Origin of the sequence: Vibrio halioticoli NBRC 102217 (assembly GCF_000496695.1) — a bacterium.
In the GTDB taxonomy this organism is placed as follows: domain Bacteria; phylum Pseudomonadota; class Gammaproteobacteria; order Enterobacterales; family Vibrionaceae; genus Vibrio; species Vibrio halioticoli.
Window position 1 is genome coordinate 51,324 of record NZ_BAUJ01000019.1, and the last position, 26,919, is coordinate 78,242.

General features: G+C 38.9%; 18 protein-coding genes and 1 pseudogene. 13 read left to right on the forward strand and 6 right to left on the reverse strand.

Features of this window, described 5'->3' with window-relative positions; genetic code table 11:
• The first annotated feature begins 144 nt into the window (after positions 1-144).
• The 4 genes from VHA01S_RS07420 to VHA01S_RS07435 all read left to right on the forward strand — a co-directional run bounded on the left by VHA01S_RS07420 (position 145) and on the right by VHA01S_RS07435 (position 2,310).
• Positions 145-432: an ArsR/SmtB family transcription factor gene (locus VHA01S_RS07420; RefSeq protein ID WP_205530081.1), complete on the forward strand. Its 288-nt coding sequence runs from the start codon at positions 145-147 to the stop codon at positions 430-432.
• 10 nt (positions 433-442) lie between these two features.
• Positions 443-865 carry a YeeE/YedE family protein gene (locus tag VHA01S_RS07425; protein WP_023403739.1) on the forward strand — a complete coding sequence of 141 codons (423 nt, stop codon included), beginning with the start codon at positions 443-445 and terminating at the stop codon, positions 863-865.
• 3 nt (positions 866-868) lie between these two features.
• Positions 869-1,285 carry a YeeE/YedE family protein gene (locus tag VHA01S_RS07430; protein ID WP_023403740.1) on the forward strand — a complete coding sequence of 139 codons (417 nt, stop codon included), beginning with the start codon at positions 869-871 and terminating at the stop codon, positions 1,283-1,285.
• 182 nt (positions 1,286-1,467) lie between these two features.
• A complete protein-coding gene (locus VHA01S_RS07435) occupies positions 1,468-2,310 on the forward strand; it encodes a BrxR family helix-turn-helix transcriptional regulator (protein WP_023403741.1) in 843 nt (280 codons plus the stop codon).
• A gap of 92 nt (positions 2,311-2,402) precedes the next feature.
• Here VHA01S_RS07435 and VHA01S_RS07440 read toward each other — a convergent pair whose 3' ends face one another.
• Complete coding sequence (locus VHA01S_RS07440) at positions 2,403-3,326, reverse strand: endonuclease/exonuclease/phosphatase family protein (RefSeq protein WP_023403742.1); 924 nt, start codon at positions 3,324-3,326, stop codon at positions 2,403-2,405.
• Between the two features lie 273 nt (positions 3,327-3,599).
• Between VHA01S_RS07440 and nrdD (VHA01S_RS07445) the strand changes: the two are divergent.
• The 6 genes and pseudogenes from nrdD (VHA01S_RS07445) to VHA01S_RS07470 all read left to right on the forward strand — a co-directional run.
• Positions 3,600-4,514: pseudogene (nrdD, locus tag VHA01S_RS07445) on the forward strand (anaerobic ribonucleoside-triphosphate reductase); the annotation flags it as partial.
• 175 nt (positions 4,515-4,689) lie between these two features.
• Entirely contained in the window at positions 4,690-6,825 is a 2,136-nt protein-coding gene (gene nrdD / locus VHA01S_RS07450; RefSeq protein WP_039970398.1) for an anaerobic ribonucleoside-triphosphate reductase, read from the forward strand.
• Positions 6,826-6,834: 9 nt separating this feature from the next.
• Positions 6,835-7,305 (forward strand): anaerobic ribonucleoside-triphosphate reductase-activating protein, encoded by a 471-nt coding sequence (gene nrdG, locus VHA01S_RS07455; RefSeq protein ID WP_023403745.1) that lies wholly within the window; start codon positions 6,835-6,837, stop codon positions 7,303-7,305.
• A 24-nt stretch (positions 7,306-7,329) separates the two neighbouring features.
• Complete coding sequence (locus VHA01S_RS07460) at positions 7,330-8,361, forward strand: ComEC/Rec2 family competence protein (RefSeq protein ID WP_023403746.1); 1,032 nt, start codon at positions 7,330-7,332, stop codon at positions 8,359-8,361.
• Between the two features lie 5 nt (positions 8,362-8,366).
• The gene (locus tag VHA01S_RS07465; RefSeq protein WP_023403747.1) at positions 8,367-10,589 is read left to right on the forward strand and encodes a ThiF family adenylyltransferase; all 2,223 of its coding nucleotides are present in this window, start codon (positions 8,367-8,369) and stop codon (positions 10,587-10,589) included.
• 2 nt (positions 10,590-10,591) lie between these two features.
• Positions 10,592-11,089 (forward strand): hypothetical protein, encoded by a 498-nt coding sequence (locus VHA01S_RS07470; RefSeq protein ID WP_023403748.1) that lies wholly within the window; start codon positions 10,592-10,594, stop codon positions 11,087-11,089.
• A 421-nt stretch (positions 11,090-11,510) separates the two neighbouring features.
• Here the strand turns inward: VHA01S_RS07470 and VHA01S_RS07475 are convergent, their stop codons facing one another.
• The 5 genes from VHA01S_RS07475 to VHA01S_RS07495 form a co-directional block, all read right to left on the reverse strand.
• Positions 11,511-12,179 carry a recombinase family protein gene (locus VHA01S_RS07475; RefSeq protein WP_084309090.1) on the reverse strand — a complete coding sequence of 223 codons (669 nt, stop codon included), beginning with the start codon at positions 12,177-12,179 and terminating at the stop codon, positions 11,511-11,513.
• A 623-nt stretch (positions 12,180-12,802) separates the two neighbouring features.
• Positions 12,803-15,088: a DUF262 domain-containing protein gene (locus VHA01S_RS07480; protein ID WP_023403750.1), complete on the reverse strand. Its 2,286-nt coding sequence runs from the start codon at positions 15,086-15,088 to the stop codon at positions 12,803-12,805.
• Positions 15,085-17,094 (reverse strand): DUF262 domain-containing protein, encoded by a 2,010-nt coding sequence (locus VHA01S_RS07485; RefSeq protein WP_023403751.1) that lies wholly within the window; start codon positions 17,092-17,094, stop codon positions 15,085-15,087. Before VHA01S_RS07485 ends, VHA01S_RS07480 begins: the two co-directional genes overlap by 4 nt.
• Positions 17,095-17,127: 33 nt before the next feature.
• Positions 17,128-18,750, reverse strand: coding sequence for a UvrD-helicase domain-containing protein (locus VHA01S_RS07490; RefSeq protein WP_023403752.1), 1,623 nt, complete (start codon positions 18,748-18,750; stop codon positions 17,128-17,130).
• A gap of 4 nt (positions 18,751-18,754) precedes the next feature.
• Entirely contained in the window at positions 18,755-20,449 is a 1,695-nt protein-coding gene (locus VHA01S_RS07495) for an ATP-dependent nuclease (RefSeq protein ID WP_023403753.1), read from the reverse strand.
• 389 nt (positions 20,450-20,838) lie between these two features.
• Between VHA01S_RS07495 and VHA01S_RS07500 the strand changes: the two genes are divergently transcribed.
• The 3 genes from VHA01S_RS07500 to VHA01S_RS07510 all read left to right on the forward strand — a co-directional run bounded on the left by VHA01S_RS07500 (position 20,839) and on the right by VHA01S_RS07510 (position 26,843).
• Positions 20,839-22,386 (forward strand): type I restriction-modification system subunit M, encoded by a 1,548-nt coding sequence (locus VHA01S_RS07500; RefSeq protein WP_023403754.1) that lies wholly within the window; start codon positions 20,839-20,841, stop codon positions 22,384-22,386.
• The gene (locus VHA01S_RS07505) at positions 22,376-23,674 is read left to right on the forward strand and encodes a restriction endonuclease subunit S (protein ID WP_023403755.1); all 1,299 of its coding nucleotides are present in this window, start codon (positions 22,376-22,378) and stop codon (positions 23,672-23,674) included. The genes VHA01S_RS07500 and VHA01S_RS07505 overlap by 11 nt, the downstream gene beginning before the upstream one ends.
• 82 nt (positions 23,675-23,756) lie before the next feature.
• Positions 23,757-26,843, forward strand: a complete 3,087-nt coding sequence (locus VHA01S_RS07510; protein WP_084309092.1) for a type I restriction endonuclease subunit R — start codon at positions 23,757-23,759, stop codon at positions 26,841-26,843.
• Positions 26,844-26,919 lie beyond the last annotated feature (76 nt).

Sequence of the window (26,919 nt, forward strand, 5' to 3'; positions counted from 1 at the left end):
TATTAATCCAGCTAAATTTGAAATTACTTATTTAGTATTGACTAATATAAAGAATTGACTAGACTAATCCAATGTCGTTATCCAATTCTAAGCTGAGTTTATCGTATGAATATAGAAGATAAATTAACCTCAGAGACCACCTCTATGAAAGTACTTAAAAGCAAAGCGGACAATGTCGCATCAGTGCTAAAAGTGCTTTCTCATAGTGAGCGTTTGATGGTGCTGTGTCAGTTGATGGAAGGGGAAAAACAGGTCGCTGACTTGCAAAATGGCTCTGTGCTACATCAATCAGCACTCTCTCAACACCTTAAAGTGTTGCGAGATAATGAGCTTGTGCAAATAAGAAAAGAATCGCAAAAAGTGTTCTACTCGCTAAAGAATAAACAGGTAGAGCAACTCATTACATCCTTATATCAAATCTACTGTCGTTAGGGAGAAAATTGTGGAATTTACTGTGCCTTGGGCTTCATTGTTTGGCGGTATGCTGTTAGGTGTATCTGCTTCGATATTGCTGTTATTTAACGGGAAAATAGCAGGAATTAGCGGCATCGTGTCTGGTTTATTAAAAAACCAAACGGGTGATAAAGGTTGGCGCTGGCTATTTGTATTGGGCATGATCGCGGGTGGATTACTAGGGGCAACGGCGTTTGGCGCTATGATCCCAATTAGCTATGACAGTCAGTTGTGGGTGCTATTGCTCGGCGGTTTGCTGGTGGGGTTAGGCACTAAAATTGGCAATGGCTGCACATCAGGCCACGGCATTTGTGGCATTGGTCGTTTATCTAAACGTTCGCTAGTGGCAACCTGCGTCTTTATGCTGGCAGCGGGTGTTACCGTGTTTGTTCGTTTGCATTTGTTGGGGTAGATCATGTTTAAAATAGTGTCTTTAATCGCTGGCGTGTTGTTTGGTTTAGGTATGGCGGTATCCGGTATGGTCGATCCGGTTAAAGTGATTGGATTTTTAGATGTCGCGGGCAATTGGGACCCAAGTTTAGCCTTTGTTATGGGCGGTGCGCTTAGCGTATTTTTGCCTGTCTATCTTTTGGTGATTAAGAAACGAGAAAAATCTGTGCTTGGTTTGAGCTTTTCGTTAGCCACTAACAATGCCATTGATAAACGTTTGCTCACTGGTGCGAGTATTTTTGGCATTGGTTGGGGATTAGTGGGAATTTGCCCTGGACCGGTTATTTCATCGTTAGGCAGTGGCAATATTCAGGCAGTGTTGTTTGTGGTTACAATGCTAACAGGGTTTGTTTTTGGTGACAGGGTCACTAAATTAAAGTGAATAATGCTAGACGCACATTAATGGCGAGACTGAGTAGTGTACCTTGAAAATGTGAAATAAAACGTTTATTAGACAATAACTTATGATCCTTGAATCACACATCAAATACCGCTTATGCTAAATTACCGCCTAGAAATATGATATGCGGCAAAGTAGACATATCCTGATGTACAGAGGGTTTTATGAAGTGGGATCAACACCAAAGGTTTAGGCTAATAGAGTTAATTGCCTATTGGGAAGGTCGCTTAACGACCAAGCATTTGTGTGAAAGCTTTGGTATTGGTCGTCAGCAAGCCTCAAGAGATATCAACTTTTATATCCAACATATCTCTAAGACCAATCTTATTTACGACAGCAGTCTTAAAGGCTATGTACCCAGCGAGTGTTTTTCTGCCAAGTTCATTACCGGTCATGCTCAAGAGTTTTTGAATTTGCTGGCAAGTCAGGAAGCCAATGCCAATATCTTCGCGCCGATGGAGTTTACGGGCGGAGCGGCATGTTCGTTGCCTATCCCTGTGCGCGAAGTTAATGCTGAACATGTACGGAAAATTTTGCTAGCCGCAAAAGGAGAATTAAGGCTAGAGATCGCCTATCGCTCCATGAGCCAACCCGTTGCCGAAAAACGTGTTATCACGCCTCATTCTATTGTGTGTACGCCATTGCGCTGGCACGTTCGTGCTTATTGTGAAAAAAATCAACAGTACCGAGATTTCATTTTAAGTCGATTTGAAGGGACATTGACGCTTCTTGATGGATCACCATATAACAAACAACAGGACACTCAGTGGCAACGCAGTGTCGATATTGTATTTGCGCCCGATCCGCGTCTTTCAGATAAGCAAAAAGCGATCATTCAATATGAATATGACATGCAACAGGGCACATTTATTGTGCCATGTCGTGTGGCGCTGCTTCGCTATACCTTGTATGCGCTGAATGTATACCTAGATTATGAGGATACGCTGGTCGGGCGCCAGCAATTGATTGTGGTGAATCGCGATGAGATCCTTCGGCATATGGGTTAGAGTATTTTTATCTTCTTTCACATCACTTGTATAACGCCCTGCAAACAAAACAGGGCGCACTTGCTAGCCTCTATTTAATCCTGCAAAGATAATTAATCCTCCAAAGAAAACGACACTGGACAGTGATCACTAAGCTGATAGTTCAGCACATCTTGCTTAGCATACATATTCTGTTTCGGCAGCGAGTAGCTTAAATCCGAACTGACGATGATGTGATCAATCAAGCTTCTAAATCTATGGGTTTGATTTGGGTTACGGTTTGAGCGTATTTCACATTTAGCTTGGCTGGTTTTACTGGCAAGTTGCGCTTTGTGAGTGTCATGGGTGAGGGTTTTCCACAACCAGTCGCCTTTATAAGCAAGGTTATGATTGAAATCCCCCAAAATGATATAAGACTGCCCGCGACTTTCTCGTTGTACTATCCATTGGTTTAACTTTTGTGCTTGCTTTTGCACTATGTCGCAAGAGCGGTTGCGGTTCTTCTTGCCCTTACAACCGGCTTTGAGATGCACTGAGAGCAGGTGAATGTGTGTGGGGGCTTTTGCAGATGGGATTGCGGATGCGATTTCGATGTAAGTAGCAAATCGCAGTTTACCGCCTCGCTCGACATTTAAATCAATGTCGGGGTGTTCAATTACATTAAGGTCTTTTTTAAAGGCAACTCCGGTGTACTGATTGATGTCACCAAATTGCTTGGCGGAGTGTTTAGCAAGTGCACGCTCAGAAAGCACCACAGTGTATTGCCTGCCCACTACGCGCTGAATGGCCTCAATACTGTCGACTTCTTGAAAAGCGAGTAGATCCGGTTGAATGTTTTGCAAGTAACGAGAGAGGGTGGAAAAGTCATTTTTGTCACGCTGACTTTCGGCAAACTGTGGATAACTTTGCGTAGAAAGCCAGGCTAAATTCCAAGTGGTTAATTTTAAATCTACCGCATAAGCACTTGCGGACACACATATTAGAAGCAACATATAGCAAGTAAATGCAAGTGCTTTTTTTCTAAATATTATTTTCAAAAGTTGTCATCCCCGTTCATCGCCCATCGCAAAAGTACTTTAAAAATTGCAACCCATACTAAAAAAAAAATACGTTTTTTTTTGTTCTGTGAGTGGAGTAATTTACTCGCAAAAGATCGGCCCTAAAAAAGGACACTTGACCTTTATTTTGATCTAAATCAATAAAAAAGTGTGGCACATCTCGTTAAATACGCCCACAATATGTAGTGTCGAATATCAAATTAAATACCCTATATAGTGTATCTGTGTATATGCTGTGGGTAAGGAGAAATTGTGAAACCAGTTGTTTTAAAAAGAGACGGTTCTCTTGCCCCTTTCGCCAAAGATCGCATTGTCGAAGCTATCAAAAGTGCAGGATCAGATGTTGATCAGTGCCTATCGGATTATGCTGAAGACGTTGCAAAGCAGGTAGAGGGACAACTGGCGGGTAGCCACGAAGTGGATATCCAGCAAATCCAAACCTTAGTCGAAAATGAACTTATGCAAGGCCCATATAAAGGTCTGGCTCGTTCTTACATCGAGTATCGCCATGATCGTGATAAAGCGAGAGAGAAGAAAAGTGTTCTTAACCAAGAGATCCAAGGCCTTATTGAGCAATCAAATGCCGATCTGTTGAATGAGAATGCCAACAAAGATGGCAAAGTGATCCCAACTCAGCGCGATCTGTTAGCGGGCATCGTGGCTAAGCACTACGCCAAAACACATATTCTTCCTCGTGACATCGTACAAGCTCATGAGCAAGGCGATATCCACTACCACGATCTTGATTACGCACCGTTTTTCCCAATGTTTAACTGTATGCTTATCGATCTTAAAGGCATGTTAACACATGGATTTAAGATGGGTAATGCTGAGATTGATACACCAAAATCAATTTCTACAGCGACAGCGGTCACCGCGCAAATCATCGCGCAAGTGGCTAGCCACATCTACGGCGGTACCACCATCAACCGTATTGATGAAGTGCTTGAACCGTACGTGATGAGCAGTTACGAAAAACATTTAGAAGTGGCGAAAGAGTGGGATATTCATGATCCTAAAGCATTTGCGCGCTCTCGCACGGAAAAAGAATGTTACGACGCATTCCAATCTTTAGAATACGAAGTAAACACACTGCATACCGCAAACGGACATTATGTGGTAGAAGTTTTTTCAAATGATGTGGGTGTATGTATGTCTCAGAAGCTCACGGTTCCTCAGCTAGATTACATAACCCCAGTATTAAAAGGCTTTGATGAGTCTAATCTATCTTCCTATCCAGCATTAAAAGTTATGCGAGAGTACTCTCACATTTTTGCAGCAAATGACGCTAACTTTCTTGCTATTGCAGCTTAATCCAATTACGTAGGACAAAATAATGATCATGAAACCAGTAACTAAATCTATCGTTATTAAACGTGATGGGGCGAAAGTGCAGTTTAATCCTGAACTGATTAAATATGCCGTACAAGCTGCTGCCGAGCAGGTAGGTTCTGTAAAACTTGATTTGAGCGATATTGTTGCCGCAAATGTAGCGGAGCAACTGATGAAGAAAGCTGAAATCAAAATTAATGATATACAGAAGTTAGTAGAATCTGAATTGATGCATCATGATGAGGATGTTGCTAGAGCGTATATCGAATACAGACACGATAGAGATATCAAGCGTGAAAAAGCTAGTGCTCTTAGCTCTGAAATTTCAGGCTTAATCGAACAAAGTAATGCTGAGCTATTAAACGAAAATGCAAATAAAGATGGTAAAGTTATACCAACTCAGCGTGATTTATTAGCAGGTATTGTATCTAAACACTACGCTAAAAATCATATGCTGCCACGTGATGTCGTGTCAGCACATGACATTGGTCAAATTCATTATCACGATCTTGATTACTCGCCATTCTTCCCAATGTTTAACTGTATGATTGTTGACTTAGAAAATATGTTGACGAATGGTTTTCGAATGGGTAACGCTGAGATTGAGACTCCTAAGTCAATTCAAACAGCCACCGCAGTTACAGCGCAAATCGTAGCGCAAGTAGCAAGTCATACCTACGGTGGTACAACGTTAAATCGCCTAGATGAAGTTTTAGCACCTTACGTTACAGCCAGTTATGCAAAGCATCTTGCAACTGCTGAAAAATGGAATATTCCTGATACGAAAGCGTATGCAAAAGAGTTAACAGAAAAAGAGGTGTTTGATTCTTTTCAATCACTAGAATATGAGATCAACACGCTATTTTCGAGCAATGGTCAGACTCCTTTTTTAAGTATAAACATAGGGTTAGGAACATCGTGGGAATCTAGGCTGATCCAAAAAGCTATCTTTGATAATCGAATTGCTGGTCTGGGTAAGAGCAAGAAAACAGCGGTGTTCCCGAAGTTAATTTTTACGATTAAAGACGGAATTAATCATAAACAAGAAGATCCAAACTACGACATTAAACAGTTGGCATTAAAGTGTTCAACTAAGCGCATGTATCCAGATATTCTGAATTATGACAAAGTTGTCGAAGTAACTGGTTCATTTAAAGCTCCAATGGGCTGTCGTAGCTTCTTAGGTAAATATGTTGATGAGCAAGGCAATGAAATTCATGAGGGTCGTAACAACCTTGGCGTTGTAAGTCTAAATCTACCTCGTATTGCTATGGAAGCAGAAGGTGAAGAACATAAGTTCTTCACAATTCTAGATGAACGTATCGCATTGGTTAGAAAAGCTCTTGAGACACGTATTGATCGCTTGAGAGGAGTTAAAGCAAAAGTTGCTCCTATTTTGTATACCGAGGGCGCTCTTGGAGTTCGTTTAGATCCTGAAGATGAAGTTTTGGATGTATTCAAAAATGGCCGAGCTTCAGTATCAATGGGTTACATTGGCATCCATGAAACGATTAATGCTTTATACGCTAACTCTGAAGAACACATTTACGATAGTGAAGAGTTACGTCAAAAGGGTATAGCTATTGTTAAGCGCCTTAAAGATGCGACAGAGGCTTGGACGAAAGAAACGGGGTGGGGCTTTAGTTTATATAGCACTCCTTCTGAGAATCTTTGTACTCGATTCTGCTCGTTAGACACTAAAGAATTTGGTGTGTTAGAAAACGTTACAGATAAAGGCTATTACACAAATAGTTTCCATTTGGATGTTGAAAAGAAAGTGAATCCTTATGACAAGATTGACTTTGAGATGCCATACCCTGCTTTAGCATCAGGTGGTTTTATCTGTTATGGCGAATACCCGAATATGCAACACAATCTTGAAGCTTTAGAAAATGTTTGGGACTACAGCTATTCTCGTGTGCCTTACTACGGAACTAATACTCCTATTGATGAGTGTTATGAATGTGGATTCACAGGTGAATTTGACTGTACGAGTAAAGGTTTTGAGTGTCCAAAATGTGGTAATCATGACTCGAAGAAAGTATCAGTAACCCGAAGAGTTTGTGGCTACCTAGGTTCTCCTGATGCAAGACCGTTCAACTCAGGTAAGCAAGAAGAAGTGATTCGAAGAGTTAAACACATGTAGTGAGGCTAAATGAATTACCATAAGTACCATTCAGTAGATGTAGTGAACGGAGAGGGTACTCGCTGTACCCTGTTCGTGGCTGGTTGTGAACACAATTGTAGAGGGTGTTACAATAAATCTACATTGAACCCTAATTCAGGTCATCTGTTTACCCAAGAGATCGAAGAGCAGATAATTGCTGATCTTAAAGATAAACGTATAAAGAGACGTGGTTTATCTTTATCTGGCGGCGATCCTCTTCATCCTGCTAACTTAGAACAAATTTACCAATTAGTTTTAAGAGTAAAAAAAGAATGTTCAGACAAAGATATTTGGATGTGGACAGGTTACACCTTAGCTGAATTAAACCCAAAACAGCAGGCGATCGTGGAAAATATAGATGTGCTTATTGATGGGAAATTCGAGCAAGATAGTTATGATCCTGGATTACTGTGGCGTGGCTCTAGTAATCAGGTAATTCATCACTTTAAAGATATTTAAATCAATGATAGACAAGGAGTGGTTATGGCAGATTATATTAAGTACTTACCAGTTGATAATGGCGATAGCATTTTAATCAAGTCGGGTTATAAGTCAGTTCTTACGGACATTAAGTACCGTACTTCAGATGATGATGTTTATGATATTTTTGATGATATTAAAGACGCATGCTCAGACAATAAGCTAAGTCTTTATGTGTCTACTCATCAAGATCAAGATCATGTGTTGGGCTTTTCTGACGTATTTCATTGTGGCACTCCAGTCAACTGGAAAAACGATGGAAATACGTTACTAGTTTGTGAAATTGCATGCTCTGAACGAGCATTGACAGAAGATAAAACAGATCAGTCACGAGCGATATTAAACGAAATTCGCCGCCGTAACAGGCTCATAGGTACAGTTGACGCAGATAAGGATGGGAATCGCTTAAAAGTAGTCAAAGAAGGTGATAACTTATCGATGGGAACCAAACTTAAAGGCAAAGTTTTAGCCCCAAACGGTGAAGAGGCTGATGGTGAAAGCCGTAATAACAGTAGCGTGGTCGTGCGTTGGATTTATAGTGGTGATAAAAATAGTACCAAGATTCTTTTAGGTGGTGATGCTGAATGTGAAGTTTGGGAGCGCCTTGATACTGACTACAAAGCTGAAGATCTAGATTGGCATTTGTGTACTGCACCACATCATTGTAGTTTGACTCCTTTAGCAAAAAAAGAAGACAAGACAGATAAAAATAGCGACTACGTAGATAATGACAAGGCTATTAACGCTCTTAATCATCCGTTGGGAAAAGCATTCGTAGTATCTTCTTCTAAAAAAATTAAACGGGATGATGATAATCCACCTCATTACAAAGCCAAGAATAAGTGGATTTCAATACTAAAAACTTCTGAGACAGATGAATCCAAAGAGCGTTTTTTCTGTACAGCAGAGCATGAAGAAAAAACAGCTCCTGTGGTGTTTACTTTGAATGATAACGGTATAACTCTAGAGAAGAAATCAAAAAGTAATAATGCTACTAAAGCTACCGCAGTCAACAAGCCTACTACATATGGATAATTAATATGCCAGAACTACCAGATTGGATTGGTTATGATGTTAGGGTATTAGAGCAGCACGAAGACGTGCTGCTCTCTTCTATTATCATATTGGAACAGTCGGTTGATGTTTGTTTTGATATTCATTTCCCTCATTACCCTCAAGCTCACGATAAGCGAATTCATAATCCAGAAAAAATAACGTTAAGTTACGCTAAAACTGAGGCAAGAGGTGCGCCTGATGTTCTGGCGATTCGAGATGATTTCCCTCGACATCTACCACATTTAAATCCAACGAAGTTGACTTCCCCAGTCTCGATCTGCTTATGGCGTAAAGGTGGAACTAAAGCTCTATACATACAGAAAGGTATTGAAAGTCTTATTGACGTTCTACAAGAGTGGTTGGTTGACGCATCTTTGGGAGATCTAAATACTGATGGTTGGGAGCCATCCCCTCGAACGAGTTGTGCAAGCCTAGTTACAAATGCACCGAAGTTGCAAGAGATGATATGCAACCCTAAGAGCGCAGGGATGCTATTACAGCTTGAGACAAAAGTCTGTTTTAGTAGATTCAAGGGGACGCCATTTGGTGTTTCAGCCAGCAAAGCAATTATTAACCTTAAAAATATTGATAGCTATGTTAACGCAAGGAAAAACGGTCAATGTGTTACGAAGCAGGTAAGCGTTAAGGGAGAGAAGCTTGAACACCTAAACACGTTTGTCTTAGTACCAAGCCATAGTTATGCCAATGATATTAATGATAGCCGTGAAATAGAATCTCTAGCTGATCTTAAAGCGTTTGCATGCGATGACATTTATAACGACTTTATTGAGATTGTTGAGTCTGAGTTTTCTCGCTTCAATGAAGAGCGAGCAGTTATAGTTGTTATTGCCAAACGCAGACCTAAGGCGATGATCTCAGAAATAATGGGGCTTTCTAAAGATGAAGAGTGTAGAAAAGTTGAGCTGCTTCCGTTTCTAATCCACTATCGTAAACGAGAAATTCAGGTAGACTTTTTATCGCTACGCTCTCGAATGAATCCAGAAGAGTTAGCCCAAATATCTGGGGTTGAACCCAACGGTGGCTCGTTAGGTTTTATCGGTGCAGGTGCGTTGGGATCTGCAATCTCAGATCAATTAGCGAGATCTGGTGTATACAAAATCAAACAGTGGGATAGGGATAGCATAGAGTTACACAATTCTGCTCGTCATGTTTGTATCGACTCCACTTTTGAAACACCAGTGTTGTCAACTAAAGCGAGAATGGTTGTGGAGCGGCTAAAACAGTTGAGTGAAGAGCATCGAAAGGGAGTTGAAGGTTTCGATAAGCACTTTGAAATTCAAAATGAACGAGGCGTTTGCTCTAAGCTCGATTTGCTTATAGACACTACTGGTTCAGATCTCATGGGATCATGGCAAGAGCGTCCTTCATGTGCAGTAACACGAGTTTATGTTTCCGATAGCGGGCGAATTGGTGTAATACAATGCTTGCAAAGTAATGGGGACGGTGCAGATATCCTAGATCTTGATGCATACCTTATCTTATCCTCGACTCGGATTGGGGCGTTACGTGACTGGTTGATTCGAGATGCCTCTCTAGAAGCTAAACTAATAGGCTTAAGTTGTAGTAGTGAAACTTTGGCTTTACCTTGGTCTTCAGTACTTAACCATGCTTCAACGTTTGTACCTTTGATTAGAAAGCAAATGTCTGAGTCGAGATCAATGCTGGGTATCAATGTTTTAGATGACGATGGTCTTCCTCAGGGATACATGCAAGTAGCTAAGCAGGATGAACTGATATTTGAAGCTCAAACCATTGCTGACGCTGATGGTGTAGAGTGGTATATTACCGTTCATTCGTCTGTGACAGAGAAGTGCGATAAGGTCACTAGTGAATATGCGCCAAAAGAAGCTGGCGGTTACTTATGTGGCTTAGTGAATATGGAGCTAAATCGCATCTCAATAGTGTTTGCATCGAAAGGTAAATTTACTTCTACTGCAACTGGGCTAACTCTAGAACCCATTGATGAAGATAATGAGTTTAAGGCGCTAATGGAAAGTTGTAATGAGATGTTGTTGCCTCTCGGAACATGGCATTCTCATCCTAGTTCTACATCCAAAGAGTCTAGTACTGATATGCGTACATTGGAAGAAGTTACGAAACAAAAGCAGCCACTACCGTTTGTAATGCTAATCAAAGGAGCTGATGGTATAAACCTTCAAGTAGGGTACAACAGGAATTTTGACTAAAAATGAAAGAGTTACTAACTAAAATCTCATCTTATAACTTGTTTAATTACTTGTTTCCAGGTGCATTGTTTGTCGTTCTATTAGAAAAACTTACACATTTTTCACTAAGGCAGGATGATTTAGTTCTAGGTGTTTTCTTTTACTATTTTCTTGGTTTGGTAATCAGTCGTATGGGTTCGGTCTTTGTTGAGCCTGCTCTTAAGAAGCTACGAGTTGTTAAGTTTGCTGACTATGCGGATTATTTACCAGCGTCAAAAGAAGATGGCTTAATTGCTACACTTTCGGAACAAAATAACATGTTTCGGACTTTATGCTCTGTGATGATGTGTTTAGGTGGGGCGAAAATATGGGAATTTTATTCGTTACAGTACCCCTGGGTCATTGAGAATATGGAGGCTATCGTAATCTGTGGGCTGGGGATATTATTTGTTCTAGCCTATAGAAAACAGACAGCCTATATTAGTGCCAGAGTGACTCGCCACACAAATAAAAAAAATTGATAATCATATTAGTTTTAACTGAACCATCAATGATAGAGAAGTGAGTTAAGTTCTTTTCGTTCAGCTTTCATTGAATAGATTCGCTTCGCTCAGCGATGCTAATGAAAGCCTAGCTCTTGGACGGATCTCAAATTAGTACTATTGATCACTTTGTTATCTCTCCTCGCTTATCCCTATGGATCGCTCATTATGCGGTTTAGCTATGCGACTTTTCGCTTTGTGTCCGAAATGCGGCAACTAGGATTTTAAAATGTCTCCGTGACTCGAAGATTGTGTGGTAATCTTGGTGCTTGACCGTTTAGCTCAGGTAAACAAGAAGGAGTGTTTACCTGAGCTAAACACATGGACTGAGCATAAATGAATTATCATAAGTATCATTCAGTTGATGTTGTGAACGGAGAGGGGACTCGTTGTACCCTATTTAAACAAGACTTGTATGATCCAGAGCTGTTATGGTGGTTGGAGTTTGTGAAGCCTTCCATCGGTAATAGGTTGCACGCCCTAAGTTGTATGTTTTTAAAGCTTCAGGGAGTTTTTCGACTCCCGCATTTACCATTCGGTGAACCTTCTCACATTTTATAGCTGTCTCTGGATTTGCTTGCCTGCCTTTAAACTTACCGTGGTTTTTAGCTTTTTCAATGCCTTCACGCTGTCTTCTACGTCTATCTTCGTAATCTTTAGAGGCTGTGGCAGCCAAGATTTCGATTAGCATTGAATTTACTGATTCCAGCACTCTTTGTTGCATTTCATCTTGAGTTTGCTCTAAGACTTTAAAGCTAGTTGCTACATCACAAGCAACAACCTTTAAGCCTTTTTGCTCTATTTCTGATCTTAACGTTTTCCAGTTAGAAGAAGTAAGGCGTGTTAATCGATCTATTTGTTCAACGAGGATAATATCGCCTGGTGATGACTCTGATAGTAAACGAGTCAGTTCGGGTCGAGCGACCTTGCGTCCTGAGTAATTCTCGATATATTCGACAGAATTTAATAATGATAGATTATTTAGCAAAGCCTGTTCGTGGATATATTCTCTGGCTCGCAATGCGTCTGCTTCAGAAGTTGATGCCCTCAAGTAGATCCTAATAGTCATAAAAAGCCTCGCGGTAGTCTAATATGTACAACTTAAACGATACAGTATCATTTAAGTTGTCACAACTAATTTTCTGGGTGTAAATGAGACAATTTATACATCGTCTTGACTGTTCTATATAAGTATACCTATTAGAGACATATAGCCTACTAAGTTAATCGATTTATAAAGTTAATTAATAGCAATAGTATTATTGCTGAAGGTTAAGATATATTTCGAATAGGTTAAGTGTAGTTCACTAGCAACGGGAATAGGTGTTTTTTAATCTAGATATCCTTATTAACAAAAATAAAAACACTGCCTCAATATAGATTGTAAACATAGGTAAAATGCATCATGTTTCTAACGGATTTAAAATATTATTTCTTGGGTTAACTTTATAAACTCAAGGATAATATGGCGTAATAATACCTGTCGTCAGATATTTAATAATACACGATTAGAGACAAAAATATATATTATTGATGTGGGCTAAGAGATTAAAAGTAAATAATCAGTTCTTTATTTTACATCTAATGACTCGAAGATGTACTTTTAATTTCCCTGCCAAAATAGCGTTAAAAACCTAAAAAACACATGGAAGTTAGTTTATAAAAACAGGTCGCACAGCAACCTGTTTGGTTCTACTCTAATTCGTCTGAGGGTTCTAATTGTTCAGACAATTCACTTAAACCTGTAATCTGGTAGGCGAACTTGGTTAACGCTTTCATTGAATGACTTTCATCAAATTCTAACTCCTCGTCCCCTTGCCATAGTTCATAAGTAAATTTGTCAGAAAGATAAAAATAGAGGTTGCTATCACCTTTGTATTTGAAGTTGATACTAGGCACTTCACTACTGCCAGTTACATAATCATAGCATTCAAGTCCCTCTAACAAACTAGACATAGGGTGGTCAGTATCTAAATTAATTTTACTTAGTTTTAGGAAAGTATAGTAGCTGTATAAGCCATAGTGGTAGCCAGACATCCTAGAGCTACATAGAAGATAAATCTCACTACCTTCGTAATTAAAGCGAGCGCACATCCTTTTGCATTCTTTAAGTATGTCTGGTTCATCAATAACACATTTTCTCCAGTCGGAAATAGAAGAGCTTTTCACAAGCAGTGTCATACCTTCAAGTTCATTACCAACGTCAAGTGCATTGATTAATTGGAACAATATTTTTTGTCTATTTTCTTTATCGTTAAATACACTTCGCCAGTTTTCATTCCGATCACGAGCGTTACTCCGAGAGTTTCTACAAAAACTTTTGTTTCGACCTTGCCATACTAGATAATCACCAAACGTTAATAAAGCTCGATGAAGTAAGAAATCCTTCCTATTGAGGGTTTCTTTCGAGAATAAAACGGAAGATTTTTGAGCATTAGTCTTAAATTTATCTAAACAATATAAGTTTTCATTTTTACAAGAGTCGAGTAGAAATCCAACTTGACCATAGAAGTAGTAATGCTCATGGTAAGTATCAAAAGCGGCAAGCCATTCGTGATTCTCTAAAATAAGCTGAGCTTTAAGTACCTCTTCGTTCTTTTGACGATCATTGAAAAAAGATATGTCTTTACTTTCTAAATTAGACAAATTTGGAAAAACACGAGAGTTTAAATGTTTAGCTAAGCTACATAGCGACTTTACGGCATTGACATAATCAGTAGCCGAGTCGAAGGTTGAATTATTAATTAATCGTTCAGACACACCTAGCCAATGACTTAAGTTATCTAATTCATTTTGAGAGAGAGGGGATAAGCTATCAAATGATTTATTTTCTGAAATAAATGTGTAGAGTGAAGCAAAACGAACCTTCTCAAGATAGCCATTTTCTCGGATTCCATTGTTAAAAACCTCAAGAATCTTTTCTTTGGCTGAGAATTCGTTACTCCAATCAAAATGAAATAGAACCTTATGTATAAAATCAAGGAATCGATGTGTGTTGTTTAATGAAGCACCAGAAAAGCAAGCTAGTTCTTCATACATCGTATGACCAAAGTACGAATTATTACGTAAATCATTTACAATATTGGAGAATTCTTTAACTGAATTTTTTTTATTTTCAATAATTAAGCCAAATTCAGTAAGAGCTATTGTTTTAAAAAATGCTTGATATACATTGTCTACTTCATTAACATTTTCTGGTCTCATTTTCCAAAAAATATCTGTCCAGGATTTGTCTAGCTTTAGCCAGAAATCATCTTTTAAATCGATATCATCAGAACGATTTACATAACCTTGCAGCCAAGCTTTGAAATTTTCAAAATCTGTTAGAGCTTGTCCTCTAGCATTCATTTTTATGTATAACTCATCTGTTAAGGCAAAGTTATCCATGTTTAAGAAATGAAAGGTAATTGGTGGCTTTTCCGTACAAATCAACCTTTGCCACAAGCAAGAAGAAAGTGAATCTCTAAACACGTTATGCATTTCATCTAAAACGACTAGCATTGCTCTTATAGTAGGGTCATGTTCCCATACTGAAAAAAACCAACCAGCATCACAAATCGTTTCAGAAAGTGAGCCATTAATCTTGTGAATGTTTAACTCGCTTCCAAATTGCAGTAGTGAGTTAGTAAATTCTTTAGATGTAATTCTGTTTTCATATTTAAACTTACTCAACTTTTTCGAAGCTTCAGCTAAATGACCAGAACCTGCTGCAATATACCAATGTAGTAGAAATAGAGTTGTGATTCTTTGTTGTCCATCTAATAGTATTAGGTCAGCGTCTTTTACTGACCCATAGATGAAATCAAGATCCTGACTTTTTTCAATATCACTAACCATAGTAAATAAAGTAGCTATAAACTCGGTTCTAATCTGACTCGATTTACTGTCTATACGACCTTGAGCATAATCTCTTTGGATTATGGGGATACATATCGAATGTAGGTCAAGTAATTGCCAGAATGTGCATTTTATGCTCATTTCAACCCCTCAATGTCACAGTAATAATTAATGCATTCGATGATCTCTTTGCGGTATGCTTTTCTATCCTTGGCAGACCATTGGTACATATTCGCCACTTTTTCACTATAAAATTTGGAAAAGACATTTTTTGTTGCTATTGGGATAAAATGATGAGTCCCGTTTTTACACATAGATTTTTCATATCTCAATATTGATTGTCTTTTTTGGGTGAAAATTAAATTTCCAATACCTCTATTGATTGTAGAAGACAGCAAACAAAGGTTATCAAGGTCATCCATTTCTTCTTCTTCGATAGTGCCTATCACGGAATCAAGTAGGGTTAAATAAATTTTCTGTGAACATTTTAATTCTTGACTGCTAGAACCGCTCACTTTTAACTGGTTCCATTTCGATAGAAGTTTATTTAAATTGGTTTTGGTTTCCTCTGGTATGTCTTCTGAAGCTAAGATATGTACCTGAGATTCATGCCATATATCTTGCTGTTTAGCATCTTCTAATTCTTGAGAGTTTCGAGCATGTATATGCTCTATGTCCCATTGAGTATTGGCGTAAGAGTTAAATGATAATCGTGTACCTTGCCTCCTGTGAGCTGCAATATTGAATAGAATAAAAACAGAAATTATATGCTGACGATTACCACCATATTGTAACGCGCTAAAAGATGGCTTTTGATTATCATCAACAAAATATTTTTTTAGTTCTATACCGATAAGACTTTTTAATGACTCGATAAAATCAGATTTAGTCACACCCTCAGACATTTTCCATAACTTTTGAACTGTACAAATCTTACGAGTGATCAAAAAACCAACTAGGTGATATAGTTCGTCATTGTCATACCATTCTTGCAAACGGTAGAAACCTTGTCTTAATTTGTGCCACTCCTGTTCGATAAAGGCTGTTTTTGTCTCTATATTTTTCAGGATTAAATAGTAATGACTGAATGAATGATATTTTTTATCACTTTCAGTGTTTTTAGATTGCTTTGTGGGTTTGTTTGTCAGTAAATCAAATAATAATTCAATATGGTTCGTATAGTTTTGGTTACTGTTAAAAGGCTGTAAGAAAGCCCAAAAGTCTTTTGTTTGTAATGACTGTTCTATGGCATCCCATTGCTGCGACATATGATATTGTTTTAACTTAATTAATTCCGTTCCTTCATCGGAACTGACGAAATGCAGAAATAAAGCTTTGATTAATTCAGCGTTTGTTAACGGAATCTTTCCACTATTTAAGCGCATAAAAATATCAATGGATTCTAAGTTATTATTCGAAGGCTCAACTGCATACCAGATTACTTTTGTATGATTTAGAAACTTGTCTAACCATTCATGTTTTTGTTCTTCGCTTTTATCAGAAAACCATTCTGAAATCGTGTGGTAAGCTGTATAAAAATGATAGTTATCTACATTATCCAAATCAAACTGTGATAGAGCAGGGGTTGGGTATTCCTCATCGGAAATCGAGTCAAATTGTTTGATATAGTTACCCCAAGGGGTAATTTTCAATGTGCTTGGTAAGTAATGAGCTAAAAACTCACTACTGCTTTTTCGGGTTCTATATTCAATGCTAAATTTATCATGTTGAAGATATGAGAGGATCATATAACTAGTTGTCATTCTTTGCTGACCATCAACAACCTCCCATAGAGGGCTGTCCTCGTTATATTTTGGAGCATGATATTTTGTTACAACAGGTTGTAAGCAATAAAAATCGCTTTGAGTGGTGTTAAATTCATCAATATCATTAAGCAGATCTTCAACCTGATCTTTTGTCCATTTATACCCACGCTGGTAGTCATCTACAAAAAAATTTAGTTGCAGTAATTCTGAAATCGATTTCAATATTAACGTATTGTTACCGAGAACTAATTGCTGCAACCTTTCCATGAATGTTTCAACATTCTTATCTTCTGATTGAGCAAGTGCGTATTGAAACTCTGTGAATAAATGCTCAATTGCAACCATAGAACTTGTATTTTGTTTTTTTTCAGTATTTGGCATTTGCTTGCCTGTCATTTACGCTTGGTAATAGCTTCATTCTGAATACAACCCTTCAAGCTGTGGTAACGTCCAAAAATATGATGGATTCGAGTATGAATCCTTACCTTTTGCGTTTTGTCTATATTCGGCTCTAACGAGAAAGCAGTGCTCTTCAGCTCTGGTAATCCCCACATAATGAAGGTTTGTATCTTGTTCTAGATTAGTGAACGTCTGTTCCCCCCAAGATTTTCCAGGTGTCAGATGAGGAAAAGACCATTCTTCTAGATCTAAGTGAAACACATACTTGAACTCCAGCCCTTTGGATTTATGAAGTGTCATGACCTGTACTTCATTTTCATCTTTTAATTTAAACTGCTTCAAAAATGATTCATCATGAACTTTCGATATTAGTGCTGTATCTGTAGATCTTGTATCTTTAATGCCAATTAAAGTGGCTAATTGGTTAAATTTATCAATCAACTCTTCCACAGTTTGATCATCTTTTAATTTTTGGATCATTGTTCTCAAGTTATTGATTGATAGTTTTTTTTGATCAATAGACTCGAAATAGGTATCAATTATGTCTTGCATCGTGGAAATCGCACCATATCGATAAGATAATAAATCCGTATAAAAATCGGCACACTCGGTTGAAGCATGCTTATCAATAGGGTTGTCGTTATATAACCTATACTTGACGGTCATTCCATTAGCAATCATCTGTAAGGATTGCTCTTTTCTAGCTAATACACCAACATCTGATGCTTGTTTGATGTTGCCATCTTTGAGCAATGTATTAATGTAAGTAGATATACCGTTTCCTATACTTGTTAGATTACCTTGGAGGTAGGAGCGATGAACTCTGATATCGTCAGGGGCATGTTTTAACAACTGAGCATTGCTATCAATCAATCGCTCAGCGTAATTGACGATAGAAGGGTGACAACGATGGTTCTTGTCAATAACGAAGTGCTTGAATCTTGGATCTGTTGTCAACGCCAAAAGTAGCTTTGAGTCACCACCACGAAACTCATAAATACTTTGCCATGAATCACCAACTGCGGTGGCAGTTAATCCTAACTGAAATAGCTCAACGAACAATTGATGTTGAGCAAAAGATGAATCTTGATACTCATCAATGTAGACGCTTGAATACCTTGCAGAAACATAACGCCTTGCTGCTAAAGAATTCTTGAGAACAAATAACGCTAGAGCCGCAAAAGAGTTCATCCACAAAATACCGTCATCGTATAAAGCTTTGAATCCAGGATCATTGACAATATCTGCTGTTGTTGGAGATTTATATTCTTGGTTTAAATACTCATTGTATGGACTAATTAACTTCTTCGTTGCTCTTAATTCTAAAGCTGGTGATCCCCAAATTCTCGGTAAGAATGGTAAAATAATTTCTTTGAAACAAAAACTATCGATTGTCCCAAAAAAGCTTGCTTTGGTGTCATGTGCATTCGAAGTGCATTTACGCTTCAGTTCTGCGCTCGCTTTTCGAGTATATGTAATAGCAATGACACCTTTATAAGAAGGTAAATTTAGGGTGGATTGTCTAATTTTTTCGGTTACAACGGTTGTCTTTCCACTACCAGGACAAGCCGTAATAATCATACTTCCATTGTAATCAATCGCCTCTTGTTGCTGCGCTGTTAGCTTAAACTGCTTCATAGCGTTACCTTACCATTTCCACTAATTTGTGTAGTGGTCTCGCCAAATCACCTGAAGTAATTGAAGCTAGATCGTTATCAATCTTTTTAAGCAACGGGTGCATTCTAAGTGCTTTTTTCCCCTGTAGGTACTTAATAGCACCATTTGTATCACTTTTTCCTAATGCTTTAACTATTGACTCAGGAAGCTCTGTTACTAGATCAGTTTCTAGGTCTACTTTAGAAAGATAAATACCTTTACAATTCACTGCATCCGATACAATTCTCCAAGTACCATTATTAAACGCATCGGTAGGTGAAAGTTTAATATCACTATGCTTTAGTTTTGAGAGGTTAGCAGCGCTTAAACAACGATTAGCTCCTGCAAATTGCCACTGACTTTTACCTTTAATTTTGTTGATGTCGTTGTCAGTTCGCATAACCCAAGGAATGTTTAAAGCGTTTAATATTTGTACATATACAGAGAACGAAATGCCATCAACAGAGAGGATAGATAGATTTTTAAAATCTAAGTTTATTCCGATTTGCTTAGCTAATTCATGATAAAAGAGCATCTCTGATGGACCTTCTACCAAAAACACGCCGTTAGAGAAGAAAGCCTCTGCTGGTAAGATACTCATTCTATAACTCATACTCTTCCAACTTTCCGCAATACATTGCGAACACCCATTACTAGCAGCTAGAGTTGAGTTTTTAAATGAAAGTAGGCGAACGATAGAATCTGGAGTGAAATTAGTAGCAATTTGAGGTGAGTGTGACGATATAATGGTCTGTCCAGGAAGCTCTTCAATCAAGTATGTCGCTAATTTACGCTGCTGATGAGGGTGGAGGTGGGCTTCAGGCTCTTCAACCACGTAAAAAACAACCTCGTGATCTATATCCTGTTCAATTATGCTTTTTGCTTTCCATAAAGCTAGCAGTATTTGATTGTTGCGTCCATCGCCACCAAGCATGACACTTTCGCCACCAGTGGATGCACCGAGCTGTAGTTTGTCAATAAAATCATTTACTTCTATAGCGCCAGTGTCAAGCTGAACGGAATAATTTGAGTTATGGTATGCTAGTTTTTTTAGTTCACTGTTGATATCATCTGTTGCTGACTTAACATAGTTTAGTTTGGCAACTTTCCTATTTAATTTTGCTAAATCAGTACTTATTTCTGTGAGTAAAGTTTCATCTTCTTGGCTATCGTTTTCATTTAGTACTTGTTGAGCAATACGAAGAAGTTGCTTCTTTTCTTTGGCGATAACACGATTTAAGTCTCGCTGTGACTGAATGTACTTTAGGTTAATGTACTTGAGGTAAAAGCGACTTGTGACTTCTTGTAAATCTTCTAGCGATTGACCAACCCATAGCTTGTAGCTGAGGTCTGACTTATTGGCCGTGTAGCGAAAAATTGTTTCTCCATTGTCATTTACATTACCTTTTAAAATCGACAGAACAGCATCTTCTTTCACATCTTTAAAGGTTATTGTGATCTCTACATACTGAGAAGTGCCATCTAAACCAATGTGGAAGTCTAGCTCCGAGGGTTCAATATCAGCTTCAGAAAGACTCTTATCTAATAATATGCGAAGAGAATGGAGCATATTACTTTTACCTATATCATTTGAACCAATGATTAACGTGCTTGAATTAAAATTGATTAAAGCATCATTGAAGTTTCTGAAGCCTTTGAGATGAAGAGATGAAATTTCCAATTGAGTTTCCTTTAATTTATAGGTCTAGAGTAAGGTCAGGTAGGTTTAGAAAACATTAAGTCTTCCTTTAAGCTGACGCTTCATATTCGTTAGCTGTTGATTTCGATATTTCCCCATCGCTCTTCGTGTTAGGGGAGCAACTCTGGAAAGTCCTGTCCTGCCTTAGCTAAAAACCAATTTTTCATAGTAAGTCCATTCTTTTATAAAGCTTCATCTTAAGATCAAGCTCTATCTCTAAGGCGATACGTCTTGACTGTTCTTATGTTTTTATAATTTGTTGTTTTTTAAGATTTTTATCGTTTCTATGTTACATAGCGCAAATGGACATTTCAACCTGTTTGAGATACGATGTTTGGTAATTAAAGTCAGATTATGATGAGAAATAAAAAATGGTTAAAAACGTTGGTGACAAAGAGTTTTTTGACACGTTGTGGGAATCAGCCGTTGCGTTACGTGGTGCATTGCAGCCTTCTGAATACAAGCACCCTGTGCTTGCTCTTCTATTCTTTAAATATGTTAGCGATTCCTTTGTAGAATTCCGTGAAGATGCTCAAGAATGGGTAAAAGATGAAGACCATGAGTTTTTTGAGATGAACTTGGAAGACCGTGATTTGTACGAAGCTGGGAACATCTTTTGGGTTCCAGAAATTGCACGTTGGGAATACTTAGTTGATAACGCTAAACAAACTAATTACGCAAAAGTACTTGATGACGCCTCAAAAGCGATTGAAGAGCACAACCCTGAGTTAAAAGGCATGCTTTACCGTGGTTTTGGTCTTCTTAAAATCCCTTCAAGTAAATTAGGTGAGTTGGTTGATTTGCTTAGCTCCTTAAGCTTCACGAACAGTGAACATCGATCTGCTGATGTTCTGGGTTTGGCGTATGAATATTTCCTTGGGCAATTCGCTCTTGCCGAAGGTGCTGATGCAGGTGCATTTTTTACATCTGAATCTATCGTTAAAACGCTTGTAGAAATCATTGCCCCAACACGAGGTATTTTATACGAACCAGCTATCGGCTCTGGCGGCATGGTTGCATGGTCTGAGAAGTTCATGGAGCGTAATGGCGGTGAACGTGGCGATATAAGTGTTTACGGTCAAGAATACACTCATACCACTTGGAAAATGGCAGCGATGAACCTGCTGATCCGAGGTCTTGATTTTGACCTAGGTGAAGAGAATGCCGATACACTTCTAAATGATTTACACAAAGACGTTCGCGCTGATTACATCCTAGCTAACCCGCCATTCAACCAAGAAAAGTGGGGCGCAAGCAAAGTTGCCAATGATGTACGTTGGAAATGGGGTACACCAACTGATAGCAACGCTAACTATGCTTGGATGCAACATATGTTGTACCACCTGAATGAAACAGGTCGTGCAGGCGTGGTAATGGCGAACGGTGCGATGACTTCAACAGCAAACACTGAAGGTGATATCCGTAAAGCTATCATCGAAGATGATCTAGTTGAATGTATGGTTGCTCTGCCACCAAAGTTGTTCATTAATACACAAATTCCTTCTTGTATCTTCATCTACAACAAAGACAAGAAGCGTAAAGGTGAAACACTATTCATCGATGCTCGTCATCTAGGTCGCCTAGAGACTCGTGCTCAACTTGTTTTTGATGATGAACACATCATGGAAATCTCACAAGCGTACCATGCGTGGGCGAAGACTGAATTTGCTGAAAAAGACAGTAAATATGTTGATATTCCAGGCTTTTGTAAGTCAGCAAAATTGGAAGATATTCAAAAAACAGGTTTTGTCCTTTCTCCTGGTCGTTATGTGGGTGCTGCTGAAGTTGAGGAAGACGAAGCATCATACCAAGAAGATATGGCAATTTTAACTGAACAACTATCAGGGCAAATTGCTAAGTCTGTGACTTTTGATGAGCAAATCAAGGCTTCGCTTGCGGAGGTTGGGTATGACATCTGATATTAGTCGCATTAATCTTGAAGATGCAGTCGAAGCATTGATAGATTATCGTGGGAAAACACCTAAGAAAACCACATCAGGTGTGCCATTAATTACTGCTAAAGTTATAAAAAATGGTGAGATATTAGAACCCAATGAGTTTATCGCACCAGAAAATTATGATTCTTGGATGGTTCGAGGCTTACCAAAAGTTGGTGATGTTGTTCTAACCGTAGAAGCTCCACTTGGACAAGTCGCACAATTAACTGATAGTCATGTGGCACTCGCTCAACGTGTTGTGACATTGCGTGGTAAACAAGGTGTTTTGGACAACACGTATCTAAAATACTTACTTATGTCATCTAAGATGCAAGCTGCTTTAGATGGTCGATCCTCAGGTTCAACAGTAAAAGGAATCAAGCAGAGCGAGCTTAGAAAAATCGAGCTAGAGCTTCCTACTATTGAAAAGCAGGTGAAAGTGGCTTCAATTCTGGGTTCTTTGGATGATGCTATCTCTAACAACAAAGCCATGAACCAAACCCTCGAAAAGATCGCCCAGCGCATCTTCAAATCATGGTTTATCGACTTTGACCCAGTAAAAGCGAACAAAGAAGGCGTGCTTTTTGATGGTCTGTCGCCTGAGATTCAAGCTTTGTTTCCAAGTGAATTTGAAAGCTCTGAGTTGGGGATGATTCCGAAGGGCTGGAATATCGAGCCTCTCTCTAGCCTTATTAACATCAACCCTAAGAGAACCATTAAGAAAGGGACTGTAACTCATCATATTGATATGAAAGTCCTCCCAACATCATCAATGAGTATTGATGGCGTTAGTTCTAAAGAATTTAAATCAGGTACTAAGTTCATCAACCATGACACTTTGCTCGCACGTATTACTCCCTGTTTAGAAAACGGAAAAACGGCTTACGTAAATTGTATTCCTGGAAATGATATTGCTTGGGGATCAACGGAGTTTATAGTTATGAACCCTAAAAATGAATACACTAGGGAATATGCATATCTATTAGCAAGAAGCGATGAATTAAGAGCTTATGCTATCAAAAATATGACAGGTACAAGTGGCAGACAACGTGTGAGTGGCGCGTTAATTGGGGAGTATCAAATTCCCCAGCCTGATGAAAACGTAATTAAAGCTTTTCATAAAATAACAGCGTCTTTGTTTGCAAAGATTTCATCAAACACTGAAAACTCTGTTGCGCTGGAAAAAATTCGTGATCTATTACTCCCAAAATTGATCTCAGGTCAAATTTCTGTAGGTGAGGCTAAACAGGAGTTTGCAGAAGCGGTATAACTAGAAGACCTAGCTCTCGTCAGAGGGCTAGGCTTATTACTATTTAGAACAATAAAAACAATAACAAAGAATAGATATAACAATGAAAATAACTGAAGAAATGCTAGAAGACCATTGTATGGTCTGGTTTAACCAAATAGGCTACCAAACCATCAACGGTAGCGAACTAGAGCCTACAGGTGGTACACCAGAGCGAGAATCGCTATCGGATGTCGTGCTTAAACCTCGTTTGCGTCAGGCTCTTATTGATATCAATGGACACCTTCCTGAAGTTTGTATTGACACAGCTATAGACATCTTACTTACCACCGTACCGTCTACCGAGCGTGCTAACCATATTTTTCACCGTCAATTAATCGAAGGCATTCAAGTCGATTACGAAGATGAAGATGGTCAGCCTGTCGGTGATAGAGTCATGCTCGTTGATTTCGAGAATGAAGATAACGACTGGTTAGCAATCCGTCAGTTCTCAGTCAACGGTGTGACAAATGGCGAAGTGGACAATCGTAGACCTGATATTGTCGTTTTCCTGAATGGCTTACCAATATCGGTTCTAGAGCTTAAAAATCCTGCTGATACTAAAGCTGATGTGTGGCGTGCTTACAACCAAGTACAAACTTACAAGAGTGCAATTAAAGACCTATTTATCTTTAATGAATCATTGATCATTTCAGATGGTACTGAGGCTTATATCGGTTCTTTAACTGCTGATCGTGATCGCTTTACACCTTGGAGAACCATTGATGGCTCTCGTGATGATACAGAAGATACGTTAGCCCTAGAAGTAATGGTACGTGGATTCTTTAATCAAGAGCTGCTGCTTGATTATTTTCAATACTACATTTCGTATGAAGTTGATGTCGAAAAGGTGGTTAAGAAAATCGCTGGTTATCACCAATTCCACGGTGTACGAGCTGCGGTAGAAAGCACTATTCGAGCGACAAGGCACGATGGTGATCAACGTTGCGGTGTTTACTGGCATACGCAAGGCTCTGGTAAGTCTCTGTCGATGACGTTCTACAGTGCGAAGCTGATGGCTTCTCCTTCAATGAATAATCCAACGATTGTCGTTGTTACTGACCGTAATGACTTAGATGAGCAGTTGTTCGAAACATTCTCGGAAAATGCGGAGCTTTTAAATGATACGCCAGTACAAGCCAAAGATAGAGATCATTTGATTGATCTGCTCAACAATCGTCAAGCAGGCGGCATTATCTTTACAACAATGCAAAAGTTCTCACCACCTAAAGGCGAAACTCGCTGTAAACCACTCACAGAACGTCATAATATCGTTGTAGCGGCAGATGAAGCCCATCGTACTCAATATGGCTTAAAAGCTCGTGTAGACAAGAAGACGAGCGAAATGAAGTATGGTTACGCTCAACACCTGAGAGACTCGTTACCTAATGCAGGCTTCATCGGTTTTACTGGTACACCTATCGAGATGGAAGATAAGGATACTCGTGTGGTCTTCGGTGAAGATGTCTCTGTATATGATATTGAACAGGCTCAGAAGGATGGTGCAACAAAGCCACTCTATTATGAGAGTCGCCTTATCAAGCTAGATATGGATAAAAACACCACAGAAGAAGACGTTGACCAAAAAGTTGATGATCTTGTGTCTGAATATGATGAAGATGATCAAGCTAAAACTAAGTCTCGTAATGCAGCTTTAGAAGCGCTTATCTGTGCGGAAGACCGAGTTGAACGCCTTGTTAAAGATATGCTCAATCACTTTGCTGATCGTGAAGAAACGTCACTATCTAAGGCGATGATGGTTTGCATCAGTCGAGAAGCCTGCGTTCAGGTTTACGATAAAATTGCAGAGCTAAAACCTGAATGGGCTGATGGCGATCCTGAAAAGGGTTGCATGAAAGTGATCATGACAGGGACTTCTGACGATCCTGAGAAATACCAGAAACACATTCACAAGAAGCCTATTCAGAAGAAAATTGCTAAGCGAGTTAAGAACCCTAATGATGAGCTTAAGTTGGTCATCGTTTGTGATATGTGGCTAACTGGTTTTGATGCTCCTTGTTTAAATACCATGTATATCGACAAGCCGCTGAAAGGACATAACTTAATGCAGGCAATTGCCCGTGTTAACCGTGTGTTCCGAGACAAAGAAGGTGGTCTAATAGTTGATTATCTAGGTATTGCGCCTGAGCTACGCAATGCTATTGCCAACTACACAGCAAGCGGTAATGGTTCTCCAACCATTGATTTAAGTGAAGCAATGGCTGTGACAAAGACTAAGTTAGATGTTTGTCGTGGCATCATGCATGGTTTTGATTACAGTGATTTTAAAACTAATACACTAGGACTGCTAGCAGGTGCTATGAACCATGTTCTTAAACTAGAAGATGGTAAAAAGCGCTTTGATAAAGCGGCTTTGTCTCTATCTAAAGCTTTCAGTCTCTGCTCTAGCATGGACGAAGCTAAAGAAATCAAAGAAGAAATTGCCTTTTTCGAGACTCTGCGTGCTGCGATTAAAAAATCTACCACATCAAAGCAGCGTATGTCTGATGAGAAGGTTCAAACAGCTCTAAGGCAGGTTGTTTCTGAGACTATCGTATCTGGCGATATTGTTGATGTATTCGATTCAGCAGGCTTAAACAAGCCAAATATCAGCATTCTAGATGATGAGTTCTTAGCTGAAGTGGAGAAAAGCGAGCACAAGAGCTTAGCTGTTGAAATGCTTAAAAAGCTTATCCAAGATGAGATAAAAACTCGTACTGTTAAGAACGCTGTAGCTTACAAGACCTTCTCAGAAATGTTACGCAATTCACTTGATAAGTACCGTAATCGCTCAGTAGAAACTAGCGTGGTAATCGAAGAGCTGATCAAACTTGCAAAAGAATTGAGAGAATCAGCAGATCGTGGTGAAGATCTAGACCTTACAAAAGAAGAGTTAGCGTTCTTTGATGCACTTTGTTCGAATGAATCTGCTCGTGAAGCGATGAAGCAGGAAGATATCTTAACAATTGCTCGCAAACTTGCCGAGGAAATTCGTAAAAGCGCTCAGCCAGATTGGGCTAAACGTAAAAACTTGCGAGCTAAGATGCGCCTCAAAATTAAGCAGATATTGAAACGTACTGGCTACCCGCCAGATGAGCAAGCCGATGCAGTTGAACTTGTGTTAGAGCAAGCTGAGCTAGTGAATCCTTAACTTTAAGAGTAGCTACATAGAATATCGAAACAATTTCTATTCTATACTATGACAAACTCTTGTAATCATGAGTTGA